This window comes from Streptomyces sp. NPDC001858 (assembly GCF_053594615.1).
This window is the reverse complement of record NZ_JBSFEV010000009.1, coordinates 1-24,151: the sequence shown is the minus strand read 5'-3', so window position 1 is coordinate 24,151 and position 24,151 is coordinate 1. Positions and strand designations below refer to the sequence as shown.

Genomic DNA, 24,151 nt, shown 5'->3' with positions numbered 1-24,151 from the left:
AGTCTCAGACGGACGTAAGTTACCGCTTAGTAATTTGATCTCCCCTCGCAGGCCCGAGGAGCCTCCATGCAACTCGCCGCGATCATCGTGTCGCTGGTCCTGACCGTGGTCGGCGTGGCGCTGTTCGCACGCGTCATCGCCCAGTTCGTCCGGTTCTTCATGCTCGGCCAGCCGCTACCGGCCGGCGCCCGGCTCGACAACCCCTACCAGCGCAGTGTGACGCTGGTGAAGGAGTTCCTCGGCCACACCCGGATGAATCGCTGGGGGATCGTGGGCTTCGCCCACTGGTTCGTGGCGATCGGCTTCCTGACGCTGATCCCGATCCTGGGCCAGGCCCTCGGCCAGCTCTTCCAGGCCGACTTCGTCCTCCCGGTCATCGGCGGCTGGCTGCCCTGGGAGATGTACGTCGAGTTCATCACCGTGATGACCGCCGTGGGCATCGCCGTGCTCATCGCGATCCGCCTGCTGAACCTGCCCTCGCGCCCCGGCCGCAAGTCCCGCTTCACGGGCTCCAAGGCCTGGCAGGCGTACTTCGTCGAGTACGTCATCCTCACCATCGGCATCGTGATCTACGTACTGCGCGGCCTCGAGGGCGCGATGCACCACGTGGACCACTACGAGGCCGCGTTCTTCGCCTCGTACCCGCTGGTCGCCGCCTTCCGCACGCTGGACGTCTCCACGCTGCAGACGCTGGTCTACCTCTTCGCCGGCATCAAGGTCAGCGTCTCCTTCATCTGGATGATCGTCGTCTCGCTGAACGCCAACATGAGCGTCGCCTGGCACCGCTTCCTGGCGTTCCCGAACATCTGGTTCAAGCGCAACGCGGACGGCTCCACCGCCCTCGGCGCCCTGCAGCCGATGACCTCCGGCGGCAAGCCGATCGACTTCACCGACCCCGGCGACGACGACGTCTTCGGCGTCTCCCAGGTCGAGCAGTTCTCCTGGAAGGGCCTGCTGGACTTCTCCACCTGCACCGAGTGCGGCCGCTGCCAGTCGCAGTGCCCCGCCTGGAACACCGGCAAGCCGCTCTCGCCCAAGCTCCTGATCATGTCGCTGCGCGACCACTCGCACGCCAAAGCGCCCTACCTGCTGGCCGGCGGCGGCAAGAGCATGGAGGGCGAGGAGAAGGCGTCCGAGGAGCAGCTGGCCGGCGTGCCGGCCGCGGCTCTGGCGGAGGCCGAGCGCCCGCTGATCGGCACCGCCGAGGAGAACGGCGTCATCGACCCGGACGTCCTGTGGTCCTGCACCACCTGCGGCGCCTGCGTCGAGCAGTGCCCCGTCGACATCGAGCACGTCGACCACATCGTCGACATGCGCCGCTACCAGGTGATGATCGAGTCCGCGTTCCCGTCCGAGGCGGGCACCATGCTCAAGAACCTGGAGAAGAAGGGCAACCCCTGGGGCCTGGCGAAGAAGCAGCGCCTCGAATGGCTCAAGGAAGTCGACTTCGAGATCCCGGTCGTCGGCAAGGACATCGAGGACCTGACCGAGGTCGAGTACCTGTACTGGGTCGGCTGCGCAGGCGCCCTGGAAGACCGCGCGAAGAAAACCACCAAGGCGTTCGCCGAGCTGCTGCACATCGCGGGCGTCAAGTTCGCGATCATGGGCGGCGACGAGAAGTGCACGGGCGACTCGGCACGGCGACTCGGCAACGAGCCGCTGTTCCAGGAGCTCGGCATGGAGAACGTCATGGCCCTCAACACGGCCTTCGGCGAGGAGCTCGACGACGACGGCAAGGTGACCGAGGAGTCCCGCAAGCCGAAGTCGGCGAAGAAGATCGTCGCCACCTGCCCGCACTGCCTCAACACCATCGGCAACGAGTACCCGCAGCTCGGCGGCGACTACGAGGTCATCCACCACACCCAGCTGCTCCAGCACCTGGTGGACGAGGGCAAGCTGATCCCGGTGACCCCGGTCGAGGGCATCATCACCTACCACGACCCGTGCTACCTGGGCCGCCACAACAAGATCTACTCGCCCCCGCGCGAGATCATGACGGCCGTCCCGGGCCTGCGTCAGCAGGAGATGCACCGCCACAAGGAGCGCGGCTTCTGCTGCGGCGCCGGCGGCGCGCGGATGTGGATGGAGGAGCGGATCGGCAAGCGCATCAACAACGAGCGCGTCGACGAGGCCCTGTCCCTGAACCCGGACATCGTCTCCACGGCCTGCCCGTTCTGCCTGGTGATGCTGACCGACTCGGTCAACGGCAAGAAGAACGAGGGCAAGGCCAAGGAGTCCATCACCGTCGTGGACGTCGCCCAGCTCCTCCTGGAGTCGGTCAAGACCCCGGAGACCGACGACGAGCCCCCGGCGGGCGAGGCGGAGTCGGAGAGCGCGCCGGAGGCGACGCCGGTGCAGTAGCCGGTTCCGTACGGCAGTTTCCGTACGGGCAGGTTGAGGACGGCAGGTTGAGGCTGGCGCCCCGGGTCACAGGACCCGGGGCGCCGTCGTGCACCCCGAAGCCCGCCGAAGCTCCCTGAAGCTCCCTCAAGGCCTGGTGAGACCCCCTGAGGCACCCTCAGGTCCGGCCCCTAGGGGATGTCACAGCTCGGCAGCAAACCCGTCCCCGTACGCCCCGCCCAGCCGCACGAGTCGGCCGGACCAGGTACTTTCGATGACGTGGCTGGATTCAGGATCGGACGCGGCCGGGACAACCCCGCCCCGCAAGCGCGACCGCAACAACCCCCGTACGGGCAGGCGCCCCAGGGTCAGTCGGCACGGCCTTCGGGCCCGTCGTACGGCTACCCCTCGCCCCAGCAGCCGTACCCGCAACAGCAGCGACCGCAGTACGGCGGCACGGGCGCGGGCGGCGGCCAGTGGCCGCAGGCGAACGGCGGCGGATACGGCGGCCCGGGCGGGCAGGGCGGCGACGAGCCGGAGTACTTCGGCGGCGACGCCCCGTACGGCGCGCCGGGCGGCCCCGGCGGGCCCGGTGGTGCGGGCGGCGGCCCCGGCGGCGCCCCGTACGACCCGTACGCCGCGAACAACCCGGGTCACACCCAGGCCTTCTCGGTCGACGACCACACCCAGTACGACCAGTACAACCAGGGTGGTACCTACCAAGCCGGCCCGGCGGCCCCGGCGGCCCCGGTCGGTCCGCGGCTGCACTGGAAGGAACTGCTGAAGGGCATCGTCGTCGCCCCCAACCAGACGTTCCTCCAGATGCGGGACTACGCGATGTGGGGCCCGGCCCTCGTCGTCACGTTCCTCTACGGGCTGCTCGCGGTCTTCGGCTTCGACGGAGCCCGCGAGGACGCGATAGGCGCGACGCTCTCCAACGCGATCCCGATCGTCCTGACGACGGCCGTGGCGATGGTGCTGAGCTCGCTCGTCCTGGGCGTGGTCACCCACACGCTGGCCCGCCAGCTCGGCGGCAACGGCGCGTGGCAGCCGACGGTCGGCCTCTCCATGTTGATCATGTCCCTGACGGACGCACCGCGCCTGGTGGTCGCGATGTTCTTCGGCGGCGACGCGTCGTTCGTCCAGCTCCTGGGCTGGGCGACCTGGGTGGCGGCGGGCGCACTCCTGACCCTCATGGTCAGCCGCTCGCACGACCTGCCGTGGCCGAAGGCGCTGGGCGCGTCCTCGATCCAGCTGCTGGCGCTGCTGTCGATCGTGAAGCTGGGCACGTTCTAGCAACTGACGAACGCAGGACAGACGCAGGTAGGGCCCTCGGCGGGTGGCCGGGGGCCCTTTGACATGCCGTCACCAGGAGTGAGCCGTCACGGGGGCACAGGGACGGACGGAGGGGATGAACGGATGGACAAACCATCCGAACAGTCGCATGTCGCACCGCTACAACTACAGAGCGTAATATAATGTGACTGTTCCCTGACAACCTCCTACAAGGAGTGTGCGTGAAAGCTCGCTTTGGCATGCGGCGGGGAACGGTGCTCGTGGCCTCCCTGCTGGTCGCCGTCAGCGCCGCGGTCCTTCCGGGATCGGCCGCCGCATACACGGACGACAACCAAGCCCATTCGGACCACTGGGGCGTGATCGCCCGGAACACGATCGGCTCTCCCGTCGCCGAACTCCGCAACGGACCCTTCGGCCCGTTCGGGACGACGGCCGCGGCCGCCAGCCCGCCGTACGGGCGAGGCAGCCTCGGCATCGAGGTGGCGGACAGATCCACCAGCCTGACCCCTCCCAGCGAGAAGGTCGACTTCGGCAATGAAGTCGACTTCTTCGGCCAGCAGCTGCTGCGGCTGCGGCATGTCGGCTTCCATGTCTTCCAGACGAACGAGAACGTCGTCTACGGGGGCGCGACGAACATGCCGAACATCCGGATCGAGATCGACCCGGACGTGACGTCCACCGACGACTACTCCACGCTGGTGTGGGTGCCGAACGCGTCCCCGGTCACCAGCGGCTGGAGCCCGTTCATCGACGCCACGAAGACCGGCTACTGGTACCTCACCGGCAGCGAGACGAGCTGCACCCAGGCCGCCCGGTGCACCTTCACCCAGCTCAAGGCCTCGTTCCGCACCCTCAACGCCAGGCCGACCATCTATTCGGTCGCCGTGGGCAAGGGACGGGACTCCATGTGGATCGGCGCGATCGACGGTCTCCGGCTGAACGACCACGTCTACGACTTCGAGCGCTACGGCGTCAGGGCGCTTCGGGTGAAGTGACGCGAAGCACCGCACACCGACAAGCCTGACCGGGCGGGGCCGGCAACAGAACCGGCCGGCCCCGCCCCGGGCCACACCCCGCACGGCCGACCGGAGAGCTCCTGAAGCCCTGTCCGATCCCGTCACTGGGAAGCGGTGTGGTCGAGGTGGTCATCGCCCGGATTCGAACCGGGGTTTCGGCGTCGGGGCGAACCCGAGTGCCGTGTCCTGGGCCGCTGGACGACGCATGACCAAGCGGAGCGTATCCACTTGCATGCCGGTGCGCCCACCCATTTCTTCCCTGGAGGAAGGTCGGCTCCTCCCTGGAGGAAGGTCGGCTCCTCCCCTGAGGAAGGTCGGCCGGACCGGGTCGTCGTGCACCCGCAGGTCCGCGGTGAACAGGGCGGCGGAGCGGAGACGCGTACGGTCCGCTGAGCCCCTTCATCGGGCACGGGCCGGTTCGGGGGCGGCCGACTCGGCCGCGGCCGCGATGTTGCGGGCCATGCCGCCGAAGACCGCGGCGTGGAAAGGGGCCACGCCCCACCAGTAGGCGTGCCCGGCCAGGCCGTGCGGATGGAACAGGGCCCGCTGCCGGTACACCGTGCGCCCCCGCGCGTCCCGGTCGACGGCCATCTCCAGCCAGGCCAGGCCCGGCAGCCGCATCTCCGCGCGCAGCCGGAGCAGCCGGCCCGGCTCGATCTCCTCCACTCGCCAGAAGTCGAGGCTGTCGCCGATCCGCAGCCGGGTCGCGTCCCGGCGGCCCCGGCGCAGGCCGACACCGCCCACCAGGGTGTCCAGCCAGCCCCGCAGGGACCAGGCCAGCGGCGAGGAGTACCAGCCGTTCTCGCCGCCGATCGCCTCCACCACCCGCCACAGCGCCTGCGGCGACGCCGCGACCGTACGCTCGCGGTGATCCGTGTAGAGGCTCCCGCCCGCCCAGTCGGGGTCGGTCGGCAGCGGGTCGCTGGGGGCGCGGGGAGTCGCGGCCGAGGACCACCTGGTGGCCACGTCCGCGTCCTGCACCCGCCGCAGAGCCAGCCGGATCGCCCGGTCGAGGGTGACCGGTCCCTCCGGCGGGTCCGGCACATAGCGGACGATGTCCCGCTCGGCGCAGACCACCTCGTGCTTCAGCGACTCGACCAGCGGACGCGCGAGAGCGCCCGGCACCGGGGTGACCAGTCCGACCCACAGGCTGGACAACCGGGGCGTGAGCAGCGGAACGGGGACGATGACCCGTCTCTGCAGCCCGGCGACGGCGGCGTACCGCCGCATCATCTCCTCGTACGTGACGACATCCGGCCCTCCGATGTCGAAGGCCCGGCTCACGTCGTACGGCAGCCGCGCGCACCCCACGAGCAGGCGGAGCACGTCGCGGACGGCGATCGGCTGGATGCGGGTGCGCACCCAGCTCGGGGTCACCATCACGGGGAGCCGTTCGGTCAGATGGCGCAGCATCTCGAACGAGGCCGAACCCGACCCGATGATCACAGCCGCCCGCAGTACGGCGGTCGGTACGCCCGAGGCCAGCAGGATGCGGCCCACTTCGGCGCGGGACCGCAGATGGGGTGACAGCGCCTGCTCGGGCACTCCGGCAGGGCTCAGCCCGCCGAGGTAGACGATCCGCCGGACTCCGGCAGCACGGGCCTGCTCACCGAAGATCCTGGCCGCGCGCCGGTCGGTCTCCTCGAAACCCCGCCCGGTGCCCAACGCGTGCACCAGGTAGTACGCGACGTCCATGCCCTCCATGGCCGCGCGCACGGACGCCTCGTCCGTCACATCCCCGCGTACGGCCTCCGCCTGCCCTGCCCACGGATGGTCCCGCAGCTTGCCGGGCGAGCGGGCCATACAGCGCACGGAGTGCCCGGCCGCGAGCAACTCCGGCACCAGCCGGCCGCCCAGGTAGCCGGTGGCGCCGGTGACCAGACAGCGCAGCGGCCGATCGTCGTCGGTCATGTCGTCCGTCATGTCCGTCATGCCTGCCCATGCTTGGGGCCGAGGACGAGCACCGCAACCGCGCAGCCGCGACGCCGTACAGCCGCGACGGACGCTTCAGATCGCTTCAGAGCGCTTCAGAGCGCTTCCGTGGACGGAGTGATCGGCTCCCCCGACTTACGGACGACGGGCAGGACACTCCACGGGAAGTTGATCCAGTCGTCGGTCCGCTTCCACACGTACTCGCACTTCACGAGCGAGTGCGACTTCTCGTAGATGACCGCGCTGCGCACCTCGGCGACGGCGTCCAGGCAGAAGTCGCGGACGAGCTTCAGCGTCTTGCCGGTGTCGGCGACGTCGTCCGTGATCAGGACCTTCTTGTCGGAGAAGTCGATGACGTTGGGGACGGGCGCGAGCATCACCGGCATCTCGAGGGTCGTCCCCACGCCGGTGTAGAACTCCACGTTCACCAGGTGGAGGTTCTTGCAGTCGAGGGCGTAGGCGAGTCCGCCGGCGACGAAGACGCCACCGCGGGCGATGCTGAGGACTATGTCGGGGACGAAACCGTCGTCGGCGATGGTCTGTGCGAGCTCACGGACGGCGACCCCGAACCGCTCGTAGCTCAGCTCCTCCCGAGCCGCGCCCGGGTCGCTCATACCTGGGTCCGATGGAAGTTGAGGAAGGACCGGGAGGCGGTCGGACCGCGCTGCCCCTGGTACCGGGACCCGTACCGCTCACTGCCATAGGGCGACTCGGCCGGCGAGGTGAGCTTGAACATGCACAGCTGGCCGATCTTCATCCCGGGCCAGAGCTTGATGGGGAGCGTGGCGAGATTGGACAGCTCGAGCGTGACGTGCCCGCTGAATCCGGGGTCGATGAACCCGGCGGTGGAGTGGGTGACGAGCCCGAGCCGCCCGAGGGAGCTCTTGCCCTCCAGCCGCGAGGCGAGATCGTCGGGAAGCGAGATGACCTCGTAGGTGGAGGCGAGCACGAACTCACCGGGGTGGAGAATGAACGGCTCGTCGCCCTCGGGCTCCACGAGCCGGGTGAGGTCGACCTGTTCCACGGACGGATCGATATGCGGGTACCGGTGGTTCTCGAACACCCGGAAGTACCGATCGAGCCGCACATCGATGCTCGACGGCTGCACCATGGATTCGTCGTAGGGGTCGATCCGTACTCGCCCGGCGTCGATCTCGGCCCGGATGTCCTTGTCTGAGAGAAGCACGTCCCGAGGATACGCACGGCGCGCGGAGCCACCACAATCGGACGACTCCACGCGCCAGGCCGCTGGACGGCCGTATTGCCTACCGCTTACCTACCGCTTCTCGAGAATGACCGGCACGACACTTCGCAACCGGGCACAACGAGGGCACCGGACGAGTCGCCCGGGACCGAGCCGCTCGGCCTGCTGCATCGGGAACGAAGCGGTGCTGAACACGTGCCCATCGGCACAACGGACGACGGTGCGCTCCATCAAGTCCTAGAGTCCCTTCCCCAAGAGCCGCGTCCGGCTGCTGCTCGCCGGACACTGAAAGCCACATTACGGGACGAACGGGACGACCCTCCAGGCGGCACTCCGACCCCGCCCGACCCCTCTTCGGCACCCCCACCGTACGCCCCAACTCCGGTACCCCGCACCCGGATCCCACCCCCGAAACGCACCCGGACCCCACGGCTTCAGCGCCCGGGGCCCGGCATGAGGTAGAGTGACGGAGCGTTCCGACACCGGCCGTGACCGGCGTCTCACGCGGGTGTAGTTTAATGGTAGAACATCAGCTTCCCAAGCTGAGAGCGCGAGTTCGATTCTCGTCACCCGCTCCAGAATCCACCCCTAGGTCAACGACCTGGGGGTTGTTTGTTGGCTAGACCATTTTGCGGGGCCGCGTGCCCTGCGCGTGCCCTAAGCCCAGCCCAGGCCGCTACGCCAGGCCCATTCAGGCGCCATTTCGGACACCCCAAGCCCGAGCAGTCTCACATCGCGAGACGCATTTCATGTGGCCTCCCCCATAACTCGACTGATTGCGGGTGAAGTCGCTTACGCAAAGCGCCAGTTCACGGACGAGCTGGCGCACGTACGCCTGGCCCGAGGCGCGCCGACTCCCCGAACCGGCCTTGAGCCATGCACCGCAGCCGTGCTTCTTCGGCACCCGCGTTGTCACTGGGGCTCGCCAGGCTCCCGGGCAGCACTGAGAACGGAGGCCGTGGACGGCCGAGTTCAACATCGACAAACGCGCCGTCGAGAAGATGCAGCGGGAGATCGCCAAGGGGTCGCTGCCGACATGACGATGTTCGTGGAAGCTCCAGGCCCGTACTTCGCAGGCGACTCGCTGACTGTGGACGAGATCCTCGGCGCCCTGGACTGCGTCCTGTCCGGAGGATCCGTCAGTGACTGTCTGAGCCGCCAGCAGCGCGCTGGCGACACGCGCACCGCGTCGACCATCGCCCGAACCCAGAACGGCTGATCGGGCCCACCGGTGCAAGGTGTGCCGACCGCTGGACGGGGGACTTGGTAGGCAAGGCGGGTCAGCAGCGTTCCCCTGGGGACTGGCCCGGCCCAGGCTTCTCTGGTTCAGCCAACGTGCTGGGGGAGCCGCTCGCCCGCTGTCACGAAAGGGTGCCCTCCTCGCAGACCCGGCGGGCCACCTCGCGGAGCTTGATGTTGTTCGCCTGGGAGTAGCGGCGCAGCACGTCGAACGCCTCCTCTTCGGTGAGGTGGTGGCTGCCCATGATGATGCCCATGGCCTCGCCGATGACATGGCGGGTGGCGACGGCCTGTTCCAGCTGGGCGTGTGTGCGGGCGCTGGAGAAGGCGACTGCCGCGTGGGAGGCCAGCAGCCATCCGGCCAGCTCGCTGGCCTCGCTGAACGCGCCGGGCCTGCGGGAGTAGAGGTTCAGCGCGCCGAGGTCTTCGTCGTCGGTGAAGAGCAGGAACCCCATCATGCTGCCCACGCCGAGCCGACGGGCCTCGGGGGCGTAGGCGGGCCAGCGCTGGTGCTCGCCGGTGAGGTCGGCGATGCGGAAGACCCGCTCGCCCTGCCCGCTCCGGGCTGCGTCGAAGCACGGCCCTTCACCCAGTCGCTCCTGCAGCCGGTCACTGTCGATGACCAGCTGGTGGGTGGGGGCGAGCGTCGTCACCTTCGAGTCGTGCAGCATGAGGATGCCGGCCGCGTCACAACCATGGACCAGTTCGGTGGCCGACGCGGTGATCCGCTGCAGGGTGGCCTCGACCGAGTCCTGTGCCAGCAGATCCCGCGCCATCGACGCCAGCTGCTCCGCGAACCGACCCCAGTCCACGTCGTCGTCCTCCGCCATTCGTCACGTCCGGACAAGCCTCACACCCAGCTTTTCACGCGAGGCTCGCGGTCACCTCGCGGACGGATGCCGGTCAGGCAGGCAGCGCAGAGCCGCCGCCAGGCCAGTGCTCCTCCAGCGCGACAAAAAGAAGTCCTCCACCCGCACGTCAGAGGACTGTCGGACCATGCTGATGCGGCGGCGAGCGTCCGGGGCGAATGCCTCGCCGTACGCCAGGCGAGCGCAGGACATTCGCCCCGTGCGCGCCACGGCCGTGGCCGGGGCTGCGAGCCCCCTCTCCTACCGCGCCGCGTCCGCCGTCTGCTGGGGTGGTGTGGCGGACAGCAGCGCCGTCGTGGCCCGGGCGTGCAGCGCATCCAACGTCTTGAGCTGTTGCTCTGCCCTCTGCAGCAGCTGTTCGAGCCAGTCGTGCTCCAGGCGCGGCTCGTCCGCCGAGGCCGAGAGCAGGGCGCGCCACAGCAAGACCTTGCCCTCCACCCCCACCCGCATGGTTTCGAGCTCGATGAGGATCGTGAGGCCGGAGCGGCGCAGCAGCCGGCCGTTGGGTTTCACCCGCGCCGCCTTCTCGCCCAGCCACGCGCCGTACACCTTGTAGTGGCGCACGGCCACGTCGAGATCGTCCAGGAGCTGCAGCAGATACTGCCGGTCGTGGGAGACCTCGGCTGCCAGGGTTTTCAGCTCGCTGCCGTAGGCCGATTCGCGGTGTTCTCCGACCATGCGTCGAGCGAGCGCGGTGCCGGCTGTCGCTCCGGCCAGGTGATCGTTCAGATAGACGTCCAGGATCTTCTGCCGTCCTGGCTCGTCGCCCGATCCGTGTGCTGTCGGTTTCATGGGTTTCCCTCCGGTCACCGAGAGCTCGACGAGACGGTTCCACGGTGGCTGACGGTGTCTGTCGGCAGCCGGGTACCCCTGGTTCGCGGTCCTTCACCGGGCCGTCGCGGATTCAGGCGACGGACGTCGTCCGGGCGGCGGCCCACCATGGAACTGATGGCCGACCACCGGGAGGTCGAGCCCGCCATGGAACTGATGGCCGACCACCGGGAGGTCGAGGAGATGTTCGCCCGGATCCAGGAGCTGCCAGGCGGCCGACCCGCCCGCACACCGCCGCCCCCCTGACGGCCGCCGGGGCAAGCTGTTCAGAGATCCTCTTCCATTCTTATCGCGCTCCGAAGGTCCTTCTGAGCCTCGTGCGTCTTGCTCTCGCTCTGTTCCAGGAGCGCTGCGGCGATCGCGTCGAGTTTCCGCTGGACAGCGCGCTCGGTCCGGCGCTCCGAGTTCTTCAGCAACGCCAGCAGCAGCAACGTGACGCTGGTCATCAGATCTCCGGCCAGCATTTGCTGCATGACGGACAAATGTGCGGCATGTGAAGCGACGAAAAAGGCGACCAGCAGCATGCAGAAAACGTAGAACGCGGGTGTGCTCGTCATGTTCGATGCGGATTCGGCGAACCGCTCGAATCTCCCCTGGCCTCTCTCGGCAGGATGTCGCACGGCCATGATCTCCTCGCCTCCCGGGGCTCAGGGCGCAAAGAAGCGGGATCCCCGACATGAAATGACATGAGATCCCGCTCGGCAACTGCCTGGTCAGTGCTTGAAAACGTCCTTCGTCTTCTCCTTGGCCTGACGGGCCGCGCCCTTCGACTTCTTGGCCTGGCCTTCGGCCATCATCCGCTCGTTGCCCACGGCACGGCCGACCGCCTCTTTGGTCTTTCCCTCGGCCTCTTCCATCTTTCCCTTTGCCTTTTGCTCTTTACTCATCGTCGTTCACCCTCCGAGTCAGGTAGTCAGGTGGGGAATCGTGAACACACCCCGGGTACCCCCTGTCAGTCGGGACAGTCGGGACGAACCGGTGGGAGAAGTGTTCCGAGCGGGCCGAGGTCCAGGTTGAGGTCCTCCATGGTCAGGCCGTAACTGGCGCACAGCTCCGCCATGCGGTCGTGGAGGATCATGAGGGTGGAGCCCAGCCGCTCTTCCTGCTCCTCGGTGAGGTCCTCCTGGTCGACGCGGTGCAGGGCTTGGCGCTCCATGAGCTGCCGCAGCAGCTCGACCAGGGTGAGGACGAGTCTGACGAGGTCCCGTTCGACGGTGTCGGGATCGGCGCTGATGCGCCGGGCGGGGCGCGGCGGCCCGGGCTCTCGGGTGTCGTCCGGTACGGCGGGCAGCAGCCGGAAGGCGCGGGCCGCCGCGTCGGCGACCTCGGCCCGGCGGTCCGGTCGATCGGGATGCCGGTCGGGGTGCCGGGCAGTATGCGGATCGGGATGCCGGTCGGCGGCCGCGTTCGTCATGGCGGGTCCTCGGGGAGTGCCAGTGTCGCCCACGGCGACGGGTTCTCGGCGCTCACGGAGACGATCAGGGCCCGCAGCGAGATACGGACCAGGTCGATGTCGGCGATCGACAGCACCAGGTCCCCTGTGATGACGACACCCCCGCTGAGCAGGCGGTCGAGCAGGTCGACGAGGGCCACCTGGCGCTGTGCCAGCGGCTCCGCCCCGGGCGACCGCGCCACGTCGTTCATGGCGCGAGGTCCGTCGCCGGGGTCTGCCCACCGGGCGGGGCGGCGAAGGAGTACGGCGCCCAGGGGCCGGTGACGTCGATCCGTACGCCGGGCAGGTCCTGGACGGCGTCGAGGACCCGCGTGCGGAAATCCGCCGCCGCCTCGCGGGAGACCAGGTAGGCGTCGTTGACGACGTTCTCCGCGGCGCCGGCGGCGAGCTCACCTTGCTGAACCCGGTGCCGGGCCTGGCCGACCGCCATCGCGCGGCCGATCGCCTCGACTCGCTCGGCTGCCTGGCGGGCGGCCCGGTAGGACTCGTCGCGCGAGTGCCGCTGCGAGCGACGGGCGCGCAGATAGGCCCGGCCCGGACTGAGCTCGTCAGCCGTATCGGACGCCACCGCCGCATCGGCAGCCGGCGGGTGCGGATCCTGCGGGTGCGGATCCTGCTTGTCCGGCTCCTGCTTGTCCGGCTGCGGCTCGACGTAGATCTTCACGCCCCATTCGAGACGGCCCGCCAGTCGCCGCAGGCCGTGCGAGAACTCGTCCGCCTCCTCTCGCAGCATCGCCTCCACCCGTCCGTCGTCCAGGTACACCGTGGCGAGCCGTAGGGGCAGCACGGTGGTGCGCGCAGCGACGGCCTCGATCACGGTGTGGTGGGCGCGGGCAACGGTCTCCAGCCAGTCCAGGTCCTCCAGATGACGTCGCAGGGCCCTTTCCTGAAAGTCCTGGGCGGGCACCGAACTGACGGCAGCCGCCAGAGCGTCTCCTTCCGGTGCGCCCCCGGAGCCTTCCGGCACCAGGCGAACGGACGCCCCCGCCACGCCTTCCACCCCGTCCAGGGCCGCCGGACCGAGGCCCTCTGCGTCGCGCAGCACGGCGTAGGCGTAGGTCACCCAGTCAGTCATCCCTTCAGTCATCGGTCGCCTCGTTCCTGCGCCGCGTGGTGGCGGACCGCGAAGGACGGTGGCGCCGTCCGGCGGTCGACCCCTCGTCGGGCGGCAGCGCCCGCTTGCCCCTCAGGGCCTCGATCTCCGCCTGCAGCCGTCGGTTCTCTTCGGCCAGTGCCCGGTCGTCGGCGCGGGAGGAAAGCGACGGATCGTGTTCCCACCAGTCGATGCCCATTTCCTTGGCCTTGTCGACGGAGGCGACGATCAGCCGGAGTTTGACGGTGAGCAACTCGATGTCGAGGAGATTGATCCGGATGTCCCCCGCGATGACGATGCCCTTGTCCAGGACGCGCTCGAGGATGTCGGCCAGGTTCGCCGAGGAGCCGTGGTCGTAGCCGTACGGGGCCGTCGCCCGGGAGGGGTACGTGCTCAGCCGGTCGGCTGGGGGTTCCGACACCGTAAGCACCTCGATTCCAGCTCAGGAAGTTCCGGCTCAGGAATTTCCGGCTCAAAGGTTCCGGTTCAAAAGGTTCCGGCTCAGAAGGTTCCGGTTCAAAAGGTTCCGGCTCAGAAGGTTCCGGCTCAGAAAGCGGGGTCTCCCCGCCGGTAGGCCGCGATCTCTTCCAGACGGTCGAGGAGTAGGTCCTCGCGCTCGTCGAAGGTCTTCTGGTCGATGCGACCCGCCAGCAACGCGCTCTCCAGCTCGGCCAGTTCGCGTTGAACGGGCTCGGGGTCGTAGTACTCCTGTTCGGCGGCCTCGGTCACCCGGTCGACGACCCAGCCCACGCCCCGTACGGGCGCCAGCGGGAAGGTGAGGAGTTGAGTCAGCAAACCCATGAGTCATGCCTCTCAGACGAAACTGTACGGGGGCAGCGGTCCGTGCAGTCGGAGCTCGCACTCCTCGCCCAGTTGGTCGGCCAGGCTGAGTTCCGTGGCCAGGAACATCTCCTCGTTGGCCGCCTGGACCAGGAAGGAGACGCTGAGGAAGTCGTTGCCGGCGGGAGACGCGAAGCTCTCGTCGGACACATACGGGCGCAGCGCCTCGACGATGCCGTTGGCTAGCGCCTGCTCTCGCTCCTCGGCTTCCCGCGCAACCAGTTCGCCGAGCGCGAGTGACATCTGCGGGGTGCCGGAGCCGTCACGGATGGCCGCGTTGAGTTCGCGGGCCTCGTCGGACTCCAGCAGGATCCGGCGCAGCAACGCCTGCTCTTCCCATGAGCACTTCAGGTTGTACTCGATGGTGCCTTCCAGGCTTCGCAGCCGCTCCTGATACTCGCCCTCCCTGTTCTGCAGGGCCGCGCGAACGCCGTCGTCGCTCTCGGTCGTCATCCCGAACCGCAGCGGCAGCACGGCGCCGTCGGCCATCAGCCGCTCCTGGACTTCCTGGTGGGCCAGGACGTCGCGTCGCCTGGCCCGCAGGTCCTCGGGCGCGTCGCTGATGACCGCGCACAGGACTCCGGCGGTCACCGTGCGCAGCGCGCCGGGGGGATCGCCGACGCCGTGGACGCCGTCCAGCCTCATCGGGTGGTCCTTCGAGGTGATCGAGTACACGTAGACGGCCATGGTCACTCCCTCTGCCGCCGGGAAGCCGTTCTGGCCGGTCGACGCCGCCGGGGCCGGGGCGCCTTCTCGTATTCGGGTTCCTCCTGCTCGCCTTCGGCGTCCTCGTATTCGTCCTCGTCAGCCTCGTCCTCATCAGCGTCGTCGCCGGTCAGGGTGTCCTTGACGGCCTCGACGGCGCCGGTCAGGGCGCCCTTGGACTTGCCGGCGGCCCCGCCTTCGGTGATCTCGCCGACGAGGTCGGTGAGCTGGGTGGGCTGTTTGCTGCCTGATTCGAGGTCGAGGCGGTTGCATGCCTCGGCGAAGCGGAGATAGGTGTCCACGCTGGCCACGACGATACGAGCGTCGATCTTGAGTATTTCGATGCCGACGAGCGACACCCGGATGAAGACGTCGATGACCAGGCCGCGGTCGAGAATCAGATCCAGGACGTCGTACAGGGTGCCCGTGCTACCGCGCGAGACGCCGCCTCCGCCCTGTGGCACCACAGTCATGGCGCCTCCCTTCACCACCCCCTTGTGCGTGCGCATCAGCCGTGTACGTGCGCATCAGCCTTGTACGTGCGCATCAGCGCATCAGCGCCGGTCGATCTGGCCGCGCGTGTAGCGGCGGGTCCGTTCGTACGCCAGCAGTTCACCTCTCGCACTCAGCGTGACGTGGTAGGTGCCGAGCACACTGGTGGTCTCGGGAATGCGCTCCAGTTCGAGTACCTCGACATCCGCTTCCCACCCCTCATCGGTCGATTTGATTGCCGAGACCGACTCGGGGGCGCGTCCGAGGAGTTCCTCCAGTTGCCCTGCGGCCGAGCGCATGGCCCAGGCCGCCGAGCGTTTGGCGTGCTTGTCTGACGCGGGCATGATCCCAACTCCGTCGCTGGAGCGGCGCTCTGCTGTCACTCAAATGTACTATTTCACCATATACATCTTGAAATGTGCCGCGACGAGCCGATGGCGGCTGCGCGCCGCCGTGCGACCGTACAGCGGCCCGCCGGAGGGATTGATCGATGAACGATTCGACGAAAGTCGCTCTCGCTGCCGCGCTCGCCGGTGGCTACGTTCTCGGCCGGACCAAGAAGGGGAGACTCGCCTTCGGACTGGCCACCTACCTCGCGGGCCGCCGCTTCGGCCTTGAGCCCCAGCAGCTGCTCACCGAGGGCATGCGCAAGCTCCAGGAGATTCCTCAGGTCGCGGACCTCACCGAGCAGGTGGGCGGCGAATTCAAGGACGCCGGCCGGAAGGCTCTCGTCGCAGCTGCCGACCGCAAACTCGCCGACCTCGCGGACACCTTGCACGAGCGGACCGCGCGCGTCGGAAGCGACAAGGAAGAGGAGCCGGAGGACGGCGCGGTCGACGAGGCGGAGGACGAGGACGAGGAATACGAACCGGAGGCGGAAGAGGAGTACGAGGACGAGGAGGAAGCGGAGCCCGAGGAGGAAGAGCCGGAAGAGCCGGAAGGGGCAGAGGAGGAAGACGAAGAAGAGGAGGAAGAGGCGCCCAAGGCCAGGAGGTCCACGTCCAGGCGCCGGCGGCCCGCTCACCGGGCCGAGGACGCCGAGGACGCCGAGGACGCCACGGAAGAGCCGCCGGAGCCGTCCCGCCGCCGGACGGCCAAGCGCCCGGCCGCGCGGTCCGCGCCTCGCAAGACGTCGACACGCAAGGCCGCTGCGAAGAAGGCGCAGCCGGCGAAGAAGTCGGCCGCGAAGAGGCCGGCTCCTGCCAGGAAAACCACGGCGAAGAAGACCGCGGCTCCAGCGAGAAAGACCGCGGCGAGGAAGAGTGCCGCACCGGCCAGGAAGACCGCGGCGAAAAAGGCCGCCCCTGGGAAGACTGCCCCGAAGAAGAAGACGACGGCCACAAGAGCGTCGGCGCGGCGGAGGTAGGCCATGGTCACGACGGCACAGCAGACAGCGCGCGATGGACACTCCGGCCTCGACCGGTTGCGCGAGGAACTCGTCGACTACCTCGGTGCGCAGGCGGAGCACCTCGCGGACGTCGCGGGCGACAAAGTGGAAGGCCTGACCGACCAGTTGCTGGACGTGGCCGACAACGGCGGCGTCCTGCCGAAGGTCGGCGCCCGCGTCCTCAAGGGGGACTCTCCCCTCAAAGCCCTGATCGGCGAGAAGACGAAGAGCATCAAGGACAGCGCCACCGAGAAGGTTTCGAGCCTGTTCGGCGGCGGCAAGGGCCGCAAGTCGGGCACCACCAAGACCACCACCATCATCGAGCACCTTGATGTGGGTGTCCCCGTCCGCGTCGCCTACGACCACTGGACCGAGTTCGAAAAGTTCAGCTCCTTCACCAAGGGCGTGCGCAGTGTGTCGCAGGGGGACGAGACCACCAGCGACTGGAAGGTGAAGGTGGGCCCGTCCAGCCGTTCCTGGAAGGCCACCGTTCAGGAGCAGGTCCCGGACGAGCGCATCGTGTGGACCTCGGACGGCGCCAAGGGCAGCACCAAAGGATGCGTCAGTTTCCATGAACTGACGCCCACGCTCACGCGCATTGTGCTCGTCGTCGAGTACTACCCTTCGGGGTTCTTCGAGAAGACCGGCAACCTCTGGCGCGCCCAGGGACGCCGACTGCGGCTCGACGCCAAGCACTTCCAACGCTATGTCACCCTCTCCGACGAGGACGCCGACGGCTGGCGCGGCGAGATCCGCGAGGGCGAGGTGGTGCGCACTCACGAGGAGGCGCTGGAGGAGGAAGAGGCGGAGTACGAGGAAGAAGCCGAAGACGAGGAAGGGGCGTCGGAGGACGAGTATCCCGAAGCGGAAGACGAGTACGAGTACGAAGACGAAGAGGGCACGGACGAGGGCGCGGAAGAGGACGAGGACGAGGCTGAGCGCGAGGAGGCATGAAGCCTCACGCCTTCACGCGTTCACGCCTTCACGCGTTCGCGCCCTGACGCCCGCGCGCCGTGCTCGTCAGGTTCGCCGGGACACGCGAAAGCCCCGTGACTCGTTGCGAGTCACGGGGCCGCGGCGCTCGGAGCGGGGATCGGGTCAGGCGTGCGGGCCGCCGAACGCGGTGCCCGTGCCGTAGTAGATGCCCAGCTCGTCGTGGTAGTTCTGGTTGCCGAGGTGCTTCTCGCGGTCGAACTCCGGAGCGTCCTTGATCTCCTGCTTGGTGCGGCCCACGAAGATCTTCCGCTCGTCGGGGTCGATGCCGACGACCGTGCTCGCCGGGAGCAGGACCTCCTTGCCGAAGATCCACACACCGGTGTCCACCACCAGGTAGGCGGCATCGGCCTCGTCGGAGTGCTTGTCGACCTTACCGATGCTGCCGTCGGTGGCCTCGACCTTGTACCCGGTGAGGTCGGCGTCGGCCGGCCGGCCCGCAGTCGAAGCGTAGCTCCACATATTCCCGGTCACGCGAAAACAACTCCTCTGGTAAACAGAGGACAGCGGGATACCCGCCGCTCCTCCTTTTTCCGTATGCCATGCGCGGCAGTCTTCGCGACCGCCGCTTTTTTGCGAGTGCCCCACACCCAGGGCCTCACACCCATCGGATTCCGTATTCTTTTCTTGAAATGCATCGTCGCAGGTCAGCTACCAGCGATACCAGCGACCGCTCCCGCCCTTCGGACGAGCGACGAATCCGACAAGCCACAACACCAGCACGACGATGGCAACCCACCACAGGACTTTCAGCGCAAAACCCGCGCCGAATAGAATCAGAGCCAGCAGCAGAACGAGAAGCAGGGGAATCATGATTTCAACCTCCGAACCACCGATTGCCCGACCGCTCTTCGGACATGCCTACGACTTCGAAATCCGCCGGGAATTCGAACTCGACCGGACGCCGTCCCGAGCTGCGGTACCGGATGGTCCGCCCATGTCACTGGCCACGGACGTCTTCGGCGACGCGGCTGTACACATCGCGTGAAAACCTGGGTAGCAGATGTGTCCGGGTGACGCGGAATGCGGGAGGACCCAGTGGACTTGGGCCGGTTCGCGCAGCAGATGGCGTCGATGGCACGGGAGCTCGTGGCGCAGGAATCGGTGGAAGCCACACGTGAGCGGATCACCGCGTCGGCCACCGAGCTGGTGGGCAACAGCGGCTGGCCGAGGGGCCGTGCTTCGACACCGCCCGCAGTTCGCAGGGGGAGCGTGCCTTCCGCATCTCCCACAGGTGAACAACGTCAAGCTCCGCGAGGTCGCCCACCGGGTGTGTCAACGGGGCAGCCTCTCACGACCTCGGCCGAACCGCTCCCCCTCCTCCCAGTGACCCGGCGCTCGTTACGTCTGCCGCCAAGGGGTACCCGTGAGGTGCTGCCGGGTCGTGCCCGTGCAGCGGGCCGCCTGTCCCCCGGCATCGGAGCGAACGTGCGAGCACTCGTCGTCAACCGCACTCTCATCGGCTGCACGATCCCCGGCCCGGCGTGGACGTACTGGTACCTGGGCCCCGGCCCCGGGCCCGACTGTCCGGCGGAGCAGCGGGGACGCGGCGCACAGCACCGGTCGCAGCGTGGCCGACAACTCCGGCGTCGCGCGGGCCCTTTCCGTGTCCCCGTCCCCGTTGCGGGCACGTGGCTGAGGGGGCACCACCCATGACCGCCGAAGCCCTGACCGCCGTCCCGGGCCTCCGCTGCTGGATCCCTCGGGGCGTCTACGCCCCGGGGACCGATACCCGGCTGCTCCGGAGGGCGATGGGGCGCGAACGGATCACGGCGGAGACGGACGTACTGGACCTGGGCACCGGGAGCGGTCTGCTCGCGGTGGAGGCGGCGCGGCTCGGCGGCCGGGTCACCGCGGTCGACATCTCCTGGCGGGCGCTCGCCGCCACCCGGCTGAATGCCCTGCTGAACGGACAGACCCTGCGCGTGCGCCACGGCGACCTGGCGACGGCCGTATCCGGCCACCGCTTCGACCTCGTGATCGCCAACCCGCCCTACGTGCCCGCGCCAGGCACGACGCCGGTCCGGGGCCCCGCCAGGGCCTGGGACGCCGGAAGGGACGGCCGGCTGCTGATCGACCGTATCTGCGACACCGCGCCGTCGGTCCTGCGGCCGACGGGGTCGCTGCTGATCGTGCACTCCCACCTGTGCGGTATCGACACGACGCTGAACCGCCTCGAGGAAGACGGCTTCCGCGCGGAGGTCGTCGACCGGGCCTCGCTGCCCTTCGGCCGCGTGCTGCGCTCCCGGCTCGACTGGCTGCGTGAGCAGGGGCTGACGGCCGGCGGGACGACGGAGGAGCTGGTGGTGATCCGTGCCGAACACGCCTGAACGCCCCCGCCGCGTCCGCGTCCAACGCGACGGTCCCCTGCTCATCGAGGGGCCAGTCGAAGTCGTGGGCGAGGACGGCGAGGTGACGGTCTCCCACCGCTTCACGGTGGCGGTCTGCACCTGCCGCCGCAGCCGCGCCTTCCCCTGGTGCGACACCAGCCATCGCCAACGCCATCGCCGCCGCCCCAAGCCCTCCGCCCCGGGCGAGGACAAGGAAGGCAAGGAAGACAGGGAGGACGGGGATGGCCGGGAGGGCGGGGATGGCCGGGAGGGCGGGACTGACCCCATGACCGGCTCCAGCGCCCGTGCGCGTCCCCGGCCCGAGTTCCGGCTCCGGCCACCGCCGCTGCCCGAGCCGCGCGGCCCGCTCTCCGCCGCGGTGACGGACCTGCTGCGCGGCTCGGACCCCCGGCAGGTGCCGTCCCCCGAGGACAGTCCCCCGTACGGCGACGACCTCCAACTCGCCCTGTACGTCCTCTACGAGCTGCACTACGACGGCTTCCAGGACGTCCCCGACAGCCTGGAGTGGGACAGCGGCCTGCTGGCGCACCGCGCAGCGATCGAGAACCGCTTCCTGGGCGCACTGCGCCGGGACGTGCCGATCGACGGCACGGAGACGGCCGAGCAGGCCCTGGACGAACTCCAGCTCGAACCGGTCGGCGACGACGGAACCGGCGTCTCCTACTTCCTCCGGGACGAAGGCAGCCTCGACCACCTGCGCGCGTACGCCGCCATGCGCTCCCTGTACCACCTCAAGGAGGCCGACCCGCACGCCTGGGTCATCCCCCGCCTCCATGGGCGGGCCAAGGCGGCCATGGTCGCCGTGGAGTTCGACGAGTTCGGTGCGGGCCGCGCCGACGAGATCCACGCGCAGCTGTTCGCCGACCTCATGGCGGACCTGCGGCTCGACCCGACATACGGCCACTACGTCGACGCCGCGCCGGCCGAGGCGCTCGCCACCGTCAACCTGATGTCCCTGTTCGGTCTCCACCGGGCGCTGCGCGCGGCACTCGTCGGCCACTTCGCCGCCGTCGAGGTGACCTCGTCCCCGGCCTCCCGCCGCCTCGCCGAGGCCATGCGCCGCGTGGGCGCGGGGGCGGCGGCCGTACGGTTCTACACGGAGCACGTGGAGGCGGACGCGGTGCACGAACAGGTCGTACGGTACGACGTCGTCGGCGGGCTCCTGGAAAGCGAGCCGCACCTGGACGCCGACGTGGTGTTCGGGATCCGCGCGACCGCCCATCTTGAGGACCGCCTGGCGGACAGAGTGCTCAGCGCCTGGCGCGAGGGCGCGACCGGGCTACGCGGAAACATCCCGGCAGCAGGCGAACAACCGCCCAGCGGCCCGGCGTCCCGCGGACTGCCGTCCTCCTCCCACGCGGGCTGAACACGCGGGATGAACACGCGGGCTGAGGCGGAAGCCCGGTCGGCGACCGGCGCGGTCGGACGCCGCCCTTGGGCCCAGGGCTGCCTCGGCGGTCTGAGCCGTCAGATTCCGCTCCCGGCCCGAAACCCGCAGACGCCTGCCGCACTGCCACCACGGCAAACCAGGCCCAGCGGCGAGTTGCACCCGCTGAGAGCGGCTTCAGGACGTCTCCAGGTCTACGAACGAAATCCCGCTCCCCGATCCCGGCGGCAATGCGTCCCGCGAGACAGCCACGCGACAGCGGTCTTCGGCGCGGCGTACCCGAAGTCCTGACGCCGACACGGGGTTTGTTCCTCGCGGCTCTCGGCAGTTCCTCGACGCCGGCCTGCCGCGGGTCTGACCGGGTGTTTGCCATGAAGGAGCGGGGGTACTCGCCGCACAGTGCTTCAGACAAGCAGGCACGTCCGTGGGAGCGACGAACCGTCGCACCGGGTGTGCCTGTCCGTATGGCGAGTGCCCTCCCCATGGCGATCGTTCCGTCCAGACCAGGGGAAGCCCGGTGAAGCACCATGACCGCGCCAATGAGCACCAAGCGCCGTGCGCACGACGACGCACCCGACACCGCCGAATCCTTCCGTACGCTCGCTCTGCTCGCTCCCGGCCCGCAGCACGACGCCGTCCGCGAGCAGATCGTGGTGGCGTGGCTGCCCATGGCCGACCGGCTCGCCGGACGGTTCCGGAACCGGGGCGAGAGCTCCGAGGACCTGTGCCAGGTCGCGGCCCTCGGCCTGGTCAAGGCCGTCGACCGGTACGACCCCGAGCGCGGCAACGCCTTCGAGAGCTACGCCGTCCCGACCATCACCGGCGAGATCAAGCGGCACTTCCGTGACCACATGTGGACCGTGCATGTGCCGCGCCGGGTGCAGGAACTGCGCAACCGGGTGCGGTTCGCCATGCAGGATCTGTCCCAGACCGTCCCGGGCTGTCGTCCCACCACCGTCGAGATCGCTGCTCAGGCCGGCCTCGGCGAGGAGGAGGTCCTGGTCGGGCTGGAAGCCTTGGAGAGCTACACCGTCCTCTCGCTGGACGCGGAGCTGCCGCGAGGTGAGGACGGGTACTCCCTCAGCGACACGCTCGGGGTACCCGACCCGGCCCTCGACACCGTCATCGACCGCGAGGCCGTCAAGCCCGGCATTCAGGCGCTGCCGGAGCGCGACCAGCTCATCCTCCACCTGCGCTTCTTCGGCGGCCTGACGCAGGCTGCCATCGCCGAGCAGCTCGGCATCTCACAGATGCACGTCTCCCGGCTGATCAGCCGCTGCTGCGACCGACTGCGTGATCAAGCGATGCACGACGCGGCCTGAGGCCCGCAGCTGGTCGTCCCCCGCCGGGTCGGGTGTGCACGCGACAGGGCAAACGGAAAGCCGTCGCATGCCGACGGCTTTCCGTCACAAGGCGGTCAGGAAGTGTCTCCCGTCGGGTACTCAGGCTCGTCTTCGTCCTTGGCCTTGGCCTTGTCCCGGACATCTCGCGGTGTGGGTGCGGTGACGTTCCGCTGCTCCGCGGACCGCCGCCGCGTCTCGTCGTCGACCGGGGGTGTGTCGTGGTCACCGGGGGTCTTCATGAGGTTCTCCTCTCTCCTTCTCGTCGGACTTTGCTCGGACGCCGTCGGCGATGCGCTTGCCGATCGTTTCGTCGATCTTCGACCAGTACGCGAAGGCGCGTTCGAGGACGGGCTCGCTCACCCCGTCGAGGAGATGGCCGACGACGTTGTCGACCAGGCGGTCGCGGGCCGCGTCGTCCATGACCTCGCGGACCAGGGTGCCCGGCTGCCCCCAGTCGTCGTCCTGCGGGTGGGAGACGTATGCGGCGCGCGTGATCTCGCCGTCGGCCGCCCAGCTGGGCGGGGTGCCGTAGCGGGCTGTGTCGGCGGCCGGACCGCCCTTGGAGTTCGGGGCGTAGACCGGGTCCGTCGTCTTGCGGTAGGCCATCGCGCCGTCCTTGGAGTAGCTGTGGACGTCCACGACGGGCGCGTTGACGGGAAGCTGCTGATAGTTGGCGCCGATGCGGTGGCGATGCGCGTCCGCGTACGAGAAGAGGCGGGCCAGGAGCATCCGGTCCGGACTCGGCCCGATGCCGGGGACGAGGTTGTTCGGCTGGAAGGCCGCCTGCTCGATCTCGGCATGGTTGTCGGTCGGGTTACGGTCGAGCGTCATCCGGCCGACCGGGATCAGCGGGTAGTCGCTGTGCGGCCACACCTTGGTGAGGTCGAAGGGGTTGAAGCGGTAGTTCGCCGCGTCCTCGTACGGCATGAGCTGTACATGAAGGGTCCAGCTGGGAAAGTCCCCGTCACGGATGTGCTCGAAGAGGTCACGCATGTGGTAATCCGTGTCGACGGCGGCCATCTGATCGGCCTCGTGCTGCGTGAAGCATGCGATGCCCTGGTCCGTCCTGAAGTGGTACTTCACCCAGAACCGCACACCCTCGGCATTGATCCACATGTACGTGTGCGACGAATACCCGTTCATATGACGCCACGTACGCGGAATGCCGCGGTCGCCCATCAGCCAGGTGACCTGGTGGGCGGATTCCGGGGAGAGCGTCCAGAAATCCCATTGCATGTCGTGGTCGCGCAGATTGCTGTCCGCGCGGCGCTTCTGCGACCGGATGAAATGCTGGAATTTCATCGGATCCTTGATGAAGAACACCGGCGTATTGTTGCCGACCATGTCGTAATTGCCTTCGCCGGTGTAGAACTTCACCGC

Annotated in this window: 29 protein-coding genes, 2 tRNA genes and 2 pseudogenes; 13 read left to right on the top strand and 20 right to left on the bottom strand. The window is 68.7% G+C overall.

The window, feature by feature from the left end; all coding sequences use genetic code 11:
* The first annotated feature begins 66 nt into the window (after window positions 1-66).
* The 3 genes from ACWCPF_RS15200 to ACWCPF_RS15190 all read left to right on the top strand — a co-directional run bounded on the left by ACWCPF_RS15200 (window position 67) and on the right by ACWCPF_RS15190 (window position 4,631).
* Entirely contained in the window at window positions 67-2,361 is a 2,295-nt protein-coding gene (locus ACWCPF_RS15200; RefSeq protein ID WP_451045484.1) for a (Fe-S)-binding protein, read from the top strand.
* A gap of 177 nt (window positions 2,362-2,538) precedes the next feature.
* Window positions 2,539-3,636: a Yip1 family protein gene (locus ACWCPF_RS15195; protein WP_451045483.1), complete on the top strand. Its 1,098-nt coding sequence runs from the start codon at window positions 2,539-2,541 to the stop codon at window positions 3,634-3,636.
* 221 nt (window positions 3,637-3,857) lie between these two features.
* On the top strand, window positions 3,858-4,631 hold the full coding sequence (locus tag ACWCPF_RS15190; protein ID WP_451045482.1) for a hypothetical protein: 774 nt from the start codon (window positions 3,858-3,860) through the stop codon (window positions 4,629-4,631).
* Window positions 4,632-4,778: 147 nt separating this feature from the next.
* Here the strand turns inward: ACWCPF_RS15190 and ACWCPF_RS15185 are convergent.
* From ACWCPF_RS15185 to dcd, 4 genes are all read right to left on the bottom strand, one after another.
* Window positions 4,779-4,863: transfer RNA gene (locus ACWCPF_RS15185), tRNA-OTHER, on the bottom strand.
* Between the two features lie 188 nt (window positions 4,864-5,051).
* The gene (locus ACWCPF_RS15180) at window positions 5,052-6,584 is read right to left on the bottom strand and encodes an SDR family oxidoreductase (protein ID WP_451045481.1); all 1,533 of its coding nucleotides are present in this window, start codon (window positions 6,582-6,584) and stop codon (window positions 5,052-5,054) included.
* Between the two features lie 95 nt (window positions 6,585-6,679).
* Window positions 6,680-7,198, bottom strand: a complete 519-nt coding sequence (locus ACWCPF_RS15175) for a phosphoribosyltransferase (RefSeq protein ID WP_451045480.1) — start codon at window positions 7,196-7,198, stop codon at window positions 6,680-6,682.
* The gene (dcd, locus tag ACWCPF_RS15170; protein WP_451045479.1) at window positions 7,195-7,770 is read right to left on the bottom strand and encodes a dCTP deaminase; all 576 of its coding nucleotides are present in this window, start codon (window positions 7,768-7,770) and stop codon (window positions 7,195-7,197) included. The genes ACWCPF_RS15175 and dcd overlap by 4 nt, the downstream gene beginning before the upstream one ends.
* 522 nt (window positions 7,771-8,292) lie before the next feature.
* Here dcd and ACWCPF_RS15165 point away from each other — a divergent pair.
* A tRNA-Gly gene (locus ACWCPF_RS15165) sits at window positions 8,293-8,366 on the top strand.
* Between the two features lie 458 nt (window positions 8,367-8,824).
* Window positions 8,825-9,007: a hypothetical protein gene (locus ACWCPF_RS15160; protein WP_451045478.1), complete on the top strand. Its 183-nt coding sequence runs from the start codon at window positions 8,825-8,827 to the stop codon at window positions 9,005-9,007.
* Window positions 9,008-9,149: 142 nt separating this feature from the next.
* On the opposite strand, the gene ACWCPF_RS15155 is transcribed toward ACWCPF_RS15160, so the two are convergent.
* Complete coding sequence (locus ACWCPF_RS15155; protein WP_451045477.1) at window positions 9,150-9,857, bottom strand: GAF and ANTAR domain-containing protein; 708 nt, start codon at window positions 9,855-9,857, stop codon at window positions 9,150-9,152.
* Between the two features lie 279 nt (window positions 9,858-10,136).
* Entirely contained in the window at window positions 10,137-10,688 is a 552-nt protein-coding gene (locus tag ACWCPF_RS15150) for a hypothetical protein (RefSeq protein ID WP_451045476.1), read from the bottom strand.
* 156 nt (window positions 10,689-10,844) lie between these two features.
* Between ACWCPF_RS15150 and ACWCPF_RS15145 the strand changes: the two genes are divergently transcribed.
* Window positions 10,845-10,973, top strand: coding sequence for a hypothetical protein (locus tag ACWCPF_RS15145; protein WP_451045475.1), 129 nt, complete (start codon window positions 10,845-10,847; stop codon window positions 10,971-10,973).
* A 20-nt stretch (window positions 10,974-10,993) separates the two neighbouring features.
* On the opposite strand, the gene ACWCPF_RS15140 is transcribed toward ACWCPF_RS15145, so the two are convergent.
* The 10 genes from ACWCPF_RS15140 to ACWCPF_RS15095 all read right to left on the bottom strand — a co-directional run bounded on the left by ACWCPF_RS15140 (window position 10,994) and on the right by ACWCPF_RS15095 (window position 15,654).
* The gene (locus ACWCPF_RS15140; protein ID WP_451045474.1) at window positions 10,994-11,353 is read right to left on the bottom strand and encodes a low affinity iron permease family protein; all 360 of its coding nucleotides are present in this window, start codon (window positions 11,351-11,353) and stop codon (window positions 10,994-10,996) included.
* A gap of 87 nt (window positions 11,354-11,440) precedes the next feature.
* Entirely contained in the window at window positions 11,441-11,614 is a 174-nt protein-coding gene (locus ACWCPF_RS15135) for a CsbD family protein (protein ID WP_451045473.1), read from the bottom strand.
* Window positions 11,615-11,679: 65 nt separating this feature from the next.
* Window positions 11,680-12,141, bottom strand: coding sequence for a gas vesicle protein K (locus ACWCPF_RS15130; RefSeq protein ID WP_451045472.1), 462 nt, complete (start codon window positions 12,139-12,141; stop codon window positions 11,680-11,682).
* Window positions 12,138-12,371 carry a gas vesicle protein gene (locus ACWCPF_RS15125; protein WP_451045471.1) on the bottom strand — a complete coding sequence of 78 codons (234 nt, stop codon included), beginning with the start codon at window positions 12,369-12,371 and terminating at the stop codon, window positions 12,138-12,140. Before ACWCPF_RS15125 ends, ACWCPF_RS15130 begins: the two co-directional genes overlap by 4 nt.
* Window positions 12,368-13,255: a GvpL/GvpF family gas vesicle protein gene (locus ACWCPF_RS15120; protein WP_451045470.1), complete on the bottom strand. Its 888-nt coding sequence runs from the start codon at window positions 13,253-13,255 to the stop codon at window positions 12,368-12,370. Before ACWCPF_RS15120 ends, ACWCPF_RS15125 begins: the two co-directional genes overlap by 4 nt.
* Before the next feature lie 4 nt (window positions 13,256-13,259).
* A complete protein-coding gene (gvpJ, locus tag ACWCPF_RS15115) occupies window positions 13,260-13,694 on the bottom strand; it encodes a gas vesicle protein GvpJ (protein WP_451045469.1) in 435 nt (144 codons plus the stop codon).
* A gap of 125 nt (window positions 13,695-13,819) precedes the next feature.
* On the bottom strand, window positions 13,820-14,074 hold the full coding sequence (locus tag ACWCPF_RS15110) for a gas vesicle protein GvpG (RefSeq protein WP_451045468.1): 255 nt from the start codon (window positions 14,072-14,074) through the stop codon (window positions 13,820-13,822).
* 12 nt (window positions 14,075-14,086) lie between these two features.
* Window positions 14,087-14,800, bottom strand: a complete 714-nt coding sequence (locus ACWCPF_RS15105) for a GvpL/GvpF family gas vesicle protein (RefSeq protein ID WP_451045467.1) — start codon at window positions 14,798-14,800, stop codon at window positions 14,087-14,089.
* A gap of 2 nt (window positions 14,801-14,802) precedes the next feature.
* Complete coding sequence (locus ACWCPF_RS15100) at window positions 14,803-15,291, bottom strand: gas vesicle structural protein GvpA (protein WP_451045466.1); 489 nt, start codon at window positions 15,289-15,291, stop codon at window positions 14,803-14,805.
* 81 nt (window positions 15,292-15,372) lie between these two features.
* Complete coding sequence (locus tag ACWCPF_RS15095; protein ID WP_451045465.1) at window positions 15,373-15,654, bottom strand: gas vesicle protein GvpO; 282 nt, start codon at window positions 15,652-15,654, stop codon at window positions 15,373-15,375.
* Between the two features lie 146 nt (window positions 15,655-15,800).
* Between ACWCPF_RS15095 and ACWCPF_RS15090 the strand changes: the two genes are divergently transcribed.
* A complete protein-coding gene (locus ACWCPF_RS15090; protein ID WP_451045464.1) occupies window positions 15,801-16,676 on the top strand; it encodes a histone protein in 876 nt (291 codons plus the stop codon).
* 3 nt (window positions 16,677-16,679) lie between these two features.
* Complete coding sequence (locus tag ACWCPF_RS15085; RefSeq protein ID WP_451045463.1) at window positions 16,680-17,651, top strand: SRPBCC family protein; 972 nt, start codon at window positions 16,680-16,682, stop codon at window positions 17,649-17,651.
* A 144-nt stretch (window positions 17,652-17,795) separates the two neighbouring features.
* On the opposite strand, the gene ACWCPF_RS15080 is transcribed toward ACWCPF_RS15085, so the two are convergent.
* Entirely contained in the window at window positions 17,796-18,152 is a 357-nt protein-coding gene (locus tag ACWCPF_RS15080; protein ID WP_451045717.1) for a PRC-barrel domain containing protein, read from the bottom strand.
* Between the two features lie 189 nt (window positions 18,153-18,341).
* A complete protein-coding gene (locus tag ACWCPF_RS15075; RefSeq protein WP_451045462.1) occupies window positions 18,342-18,503 on the bottom strand; it encodes a hydrophobic protein in 162 nt (53 codons plus the stop codon).
* 252 nt (window positions 18,504-18,755) lie between these two features.
* Here ACWCPF_RS15075 and ACWCPF_RS15070 point away from each other — a divergent pair.
* The 5 genes and pseudogenes from ACWCPF_RS15070 to ACWCPF_RS15050 form a co-directional block, all read left to right on the top strand.
* A pseudogene (locus tag ACWCPF_RS15070) lies at window positions 18,756-18,919 on the top strand (antitermination regulator); the annotation flags it as partial.
* Between the two features lie 423 nt (window positions 18,920-19,342).
* On the top strand, window positions 19,343-20,020 hold the full coding sequence (locus tag ACWCPF_RS15065) for a HemK2/MTQ2 family protein methyltransferase (RefSeq protein ID WP_451045461.1): 678 nt from the start codon (window positions 19,343-19,345) through the stop codon (window positions 20,018-20,020).
* A pseudogene (locus ACWCPF_RS15060) lies at window positions 20,004-20,174 on the top strand (CDGSH iron-sulfur domain-containing protein); the annotation flags it as partial. The gene ACWCPF_RS15065 and the pseudogene ACWCPF_RS15060, both read left to right, overlap by 17 nt.
* A gap of 132 nt (window positions 20,175-20,306) precedes the next feature.
* A complete protein-coding gene (locus tag ACWCPF_RS15055; protein ID WP_451045716.1) occupies window positions 20,307-21,407 on the top strand; it encodes an iron-containing redox enzyme family protein in 1,101 nt (366 codons plus the stop codon).
* A gap of 560 nt (window positions 21,408-21,967) precedes the next feature.
* Window positions 21,968-22,750 (top strand): RNA polymerase sigma factor SigF, encoded by a 783-nt coding sequence (locus ACWCPF_RS15050; protein ID WP_451045460.1) that lies wholly within the window; start codon window positions 21,968-21,970, stop codon window positions 22,748-22,750.
* Window positions 22,751-22,845: 95 nt separating this feature from the next.
* On the opposite strand, the gene ACWCPF_RS15045 is transcribed toward ACWCPF_RS15050, so the two are convergent.
* A complete protein-coding gene (locus ACWCPF_RS15045; protein WP_451045459.1) occupies window positions 22,846-23,010 on the bottom strand; it encodes a hypothetical protein in 165 nt (54 codons plus the stop codon).
* Window positions 22,994-24,151 (bottom strand): catalase (locus tag ACWCPF_RS15040; RefSeq protein ID WP_451045458.1); only part of this gene is annotated, 1,158 nt, incomplete at its 5' end. The genes ACWCPF_RS15045 and ACWCPF_RS15040, both read right to left, overlap by 17 nt.

Excerpts from the sequence above, each read along its gene's own strand:
- ACWCPF_RS15075 (WP_451045462.1), bottom strand. The coding sequence starts at position 18,503 with ATGATTCCCCTGCTTCTCGTTCTGCTGCTGGCTCTGATTCTATTCGGC.
- ACWCPF_RS15080 (WP_451045717.1), bottom strand. The coding sequence starts at position 18,152 with ATGTGGAGCTACGCTTCGACTGCGGGCCGGCCGGCCGACGCCGACCTC.
- ACWCPF_RS15125 (WP_451045471.1), bottom strand. The coding sequence starts at position 12,371 with ATGAACGACGTGGCGCGGTCGCCCGGGGCGGAGCCGCTGGCACAGCGC.
- ACWCPF_RS15160 (WP_451045478.1), top strand. The coding sequence starts at position 8,825 with ATGACGATGTTCGTGGAAGCTCCAGGCCCGTACTTCGCAGGCGACTCG.
- ACWCPF_RS15135 (WP_451045473.1), bottom strand. The coding sequence starts at position 11,614 with ATGAGTAAAGAGCAAAAGGCAAAGGGAAAGATGGAAGAGGCCGAGGGA.
- ACWCPF_RS15150 (WP_451045476.1), bottom strand. The coding sequence starts at position 10,688 with ATGAAACCGACAGCACACGGATCGGGCGACGAGCCAGGACGGCAGAAG.
- ACWCPF_RS15140 (WP_451045474.1), bottom strand. The coding sequence starts at position 11,353 with ATGGCCGTGCGACATCCTGCCGAGAGAGGCCAGGGGAGATTCGAGCGG.
- ACWCPF_RS15175 (WP_451045480.1), bottom strand. The coding sequence starts at position 7,198 with ATGAGCGACCCGGGCGCGGCTCGGGAGGAGCTGAGCTACGAGCGGTTC.
- ACWCPF_RS15155 (WP_451045477.1), bottom strand. The coding sequence starts at position 9,857 with ATGGCGGAGGACGACGACGTGGACTGGGGTCGGTTCGCGGAGCAGCTG.
- ACWCPF_RS15050 (WP_451045460.1), top strand. The coding sequence starts at position 21,968 with ATGAGCACCAAGCGCCGTGCGCACGACGACGCACCCGACACCGCCGAA.
- ACWCPF_RS15180 (WP_451045481.1), bottom strand. The coding sequence starts at position 6,584 with ATGACGGACATGACGGACGACATGACCGACGACGATCGGCCGCTGCGC.
- ACWCPF_RS15055 (WP_451045716.1), top strand. The coding sequence starts at position 20,307 with ATGACCGGCTCCAGCGCCCGTGCGCGTCCCCGGCCCGAGTTCCGGCTC.
- ACWCPF_RS15105 (WP_451045467.1), bottom strand. The coding sequence starts at position 14,800 with ATGGCCGTCTACGTGTACTCGATCACCTCGAAGGACCACCCGATGAGG.
- ACWCPF_RS15100 (WP_451045466.1), bottom strand. The coding sequence starts at position 15,291 with ATGACTGTGGTGCCACAGGGCGGAGGCGGCGTCTCGCGCGGTAGCACG.
- ACWCPF_RS15110 (WP_451045468.1), bottom strand. The coding sequence starts at position 14,074 with ATGGGTTTGCTGACTCAACTCCTCACCTTCCCGCTGGCGCCCGTACGG.
- ACWCPF_RS15130 (WP_451045472.1), bottom strand. The coding sequence starts at position 12,141 with ATGACGAACGCGGCCGCCGACCGGCATCCCGATCCGCATACTGCCCGG.
- ACWCPF_RS15095 (WP_451045465.1), bottom strand. The coding sequence starts at position 15,654 with ATGCCCGCGTCAGACAAGCACGCCAAACGCTCGGCGGCCTGGGCCATG.
- ACWCPF_RS15085 (WP_451045463.1), top strand. The coding sequence starts at position 16,680 with ATGGTCACGACGGCACAGCAGACAGCGCGCGATGGACACTCCGGCCTC.
- ACWCPF_RS15120 (WP_451045470.1), bottom strand. The coding sequence starts at position 13,255 with ATGACTGACTGGGTGACCTACGCCTACGCCGTGCTGCGCGACGCAGAG.
- ACWCPF_RS15195 (WP_451045483.1), top strand. The coding sequence starts at position 2,539 with ATGTCACAGCTCGGCAGCAAACCCGTCCCCGTACGCCCCGCCCAGCCG.
- ACWCPF_RS15090 (WP_451045464.1), top strand. The coding sequence starts at position 15,801 with ATGAACGATTCGACGAAAGTCGCTCTCGCTGCCGCGCTCGCCGGTGGC.
- ACWCPF_RS15065 (WP_451045461.1), top strand. The coding sequence starts at position 19,343 with ATGACCGCCGAAGCCCTGACCGCCGTCCCGGGCCTCCGCTGCTGGATC.
- ACWCPF_RS15145 (WP_451045475.1), top strand. The coding sequence starts at position 10,845 with ATGGCCGACCACCGGGAGGTCGAGCCCGCCATGGAACTGATGGCCGAC.
- ACWCPF_RS15200 (WP_451045484.1), top strand. The coding sequence starts at position 67 with ATGCAACTCGCCGCGATCATCGTGTCGCTGGTCCTGACCGTGGTCGGC.
- ACWCPF_RS15045 (WP_451045459.1), bottom strand. The coding sequence starts at position 23,010 with ATGAAGACCCCCGGTGACCACGACACACCCCCGGTCGACGACGAGACG.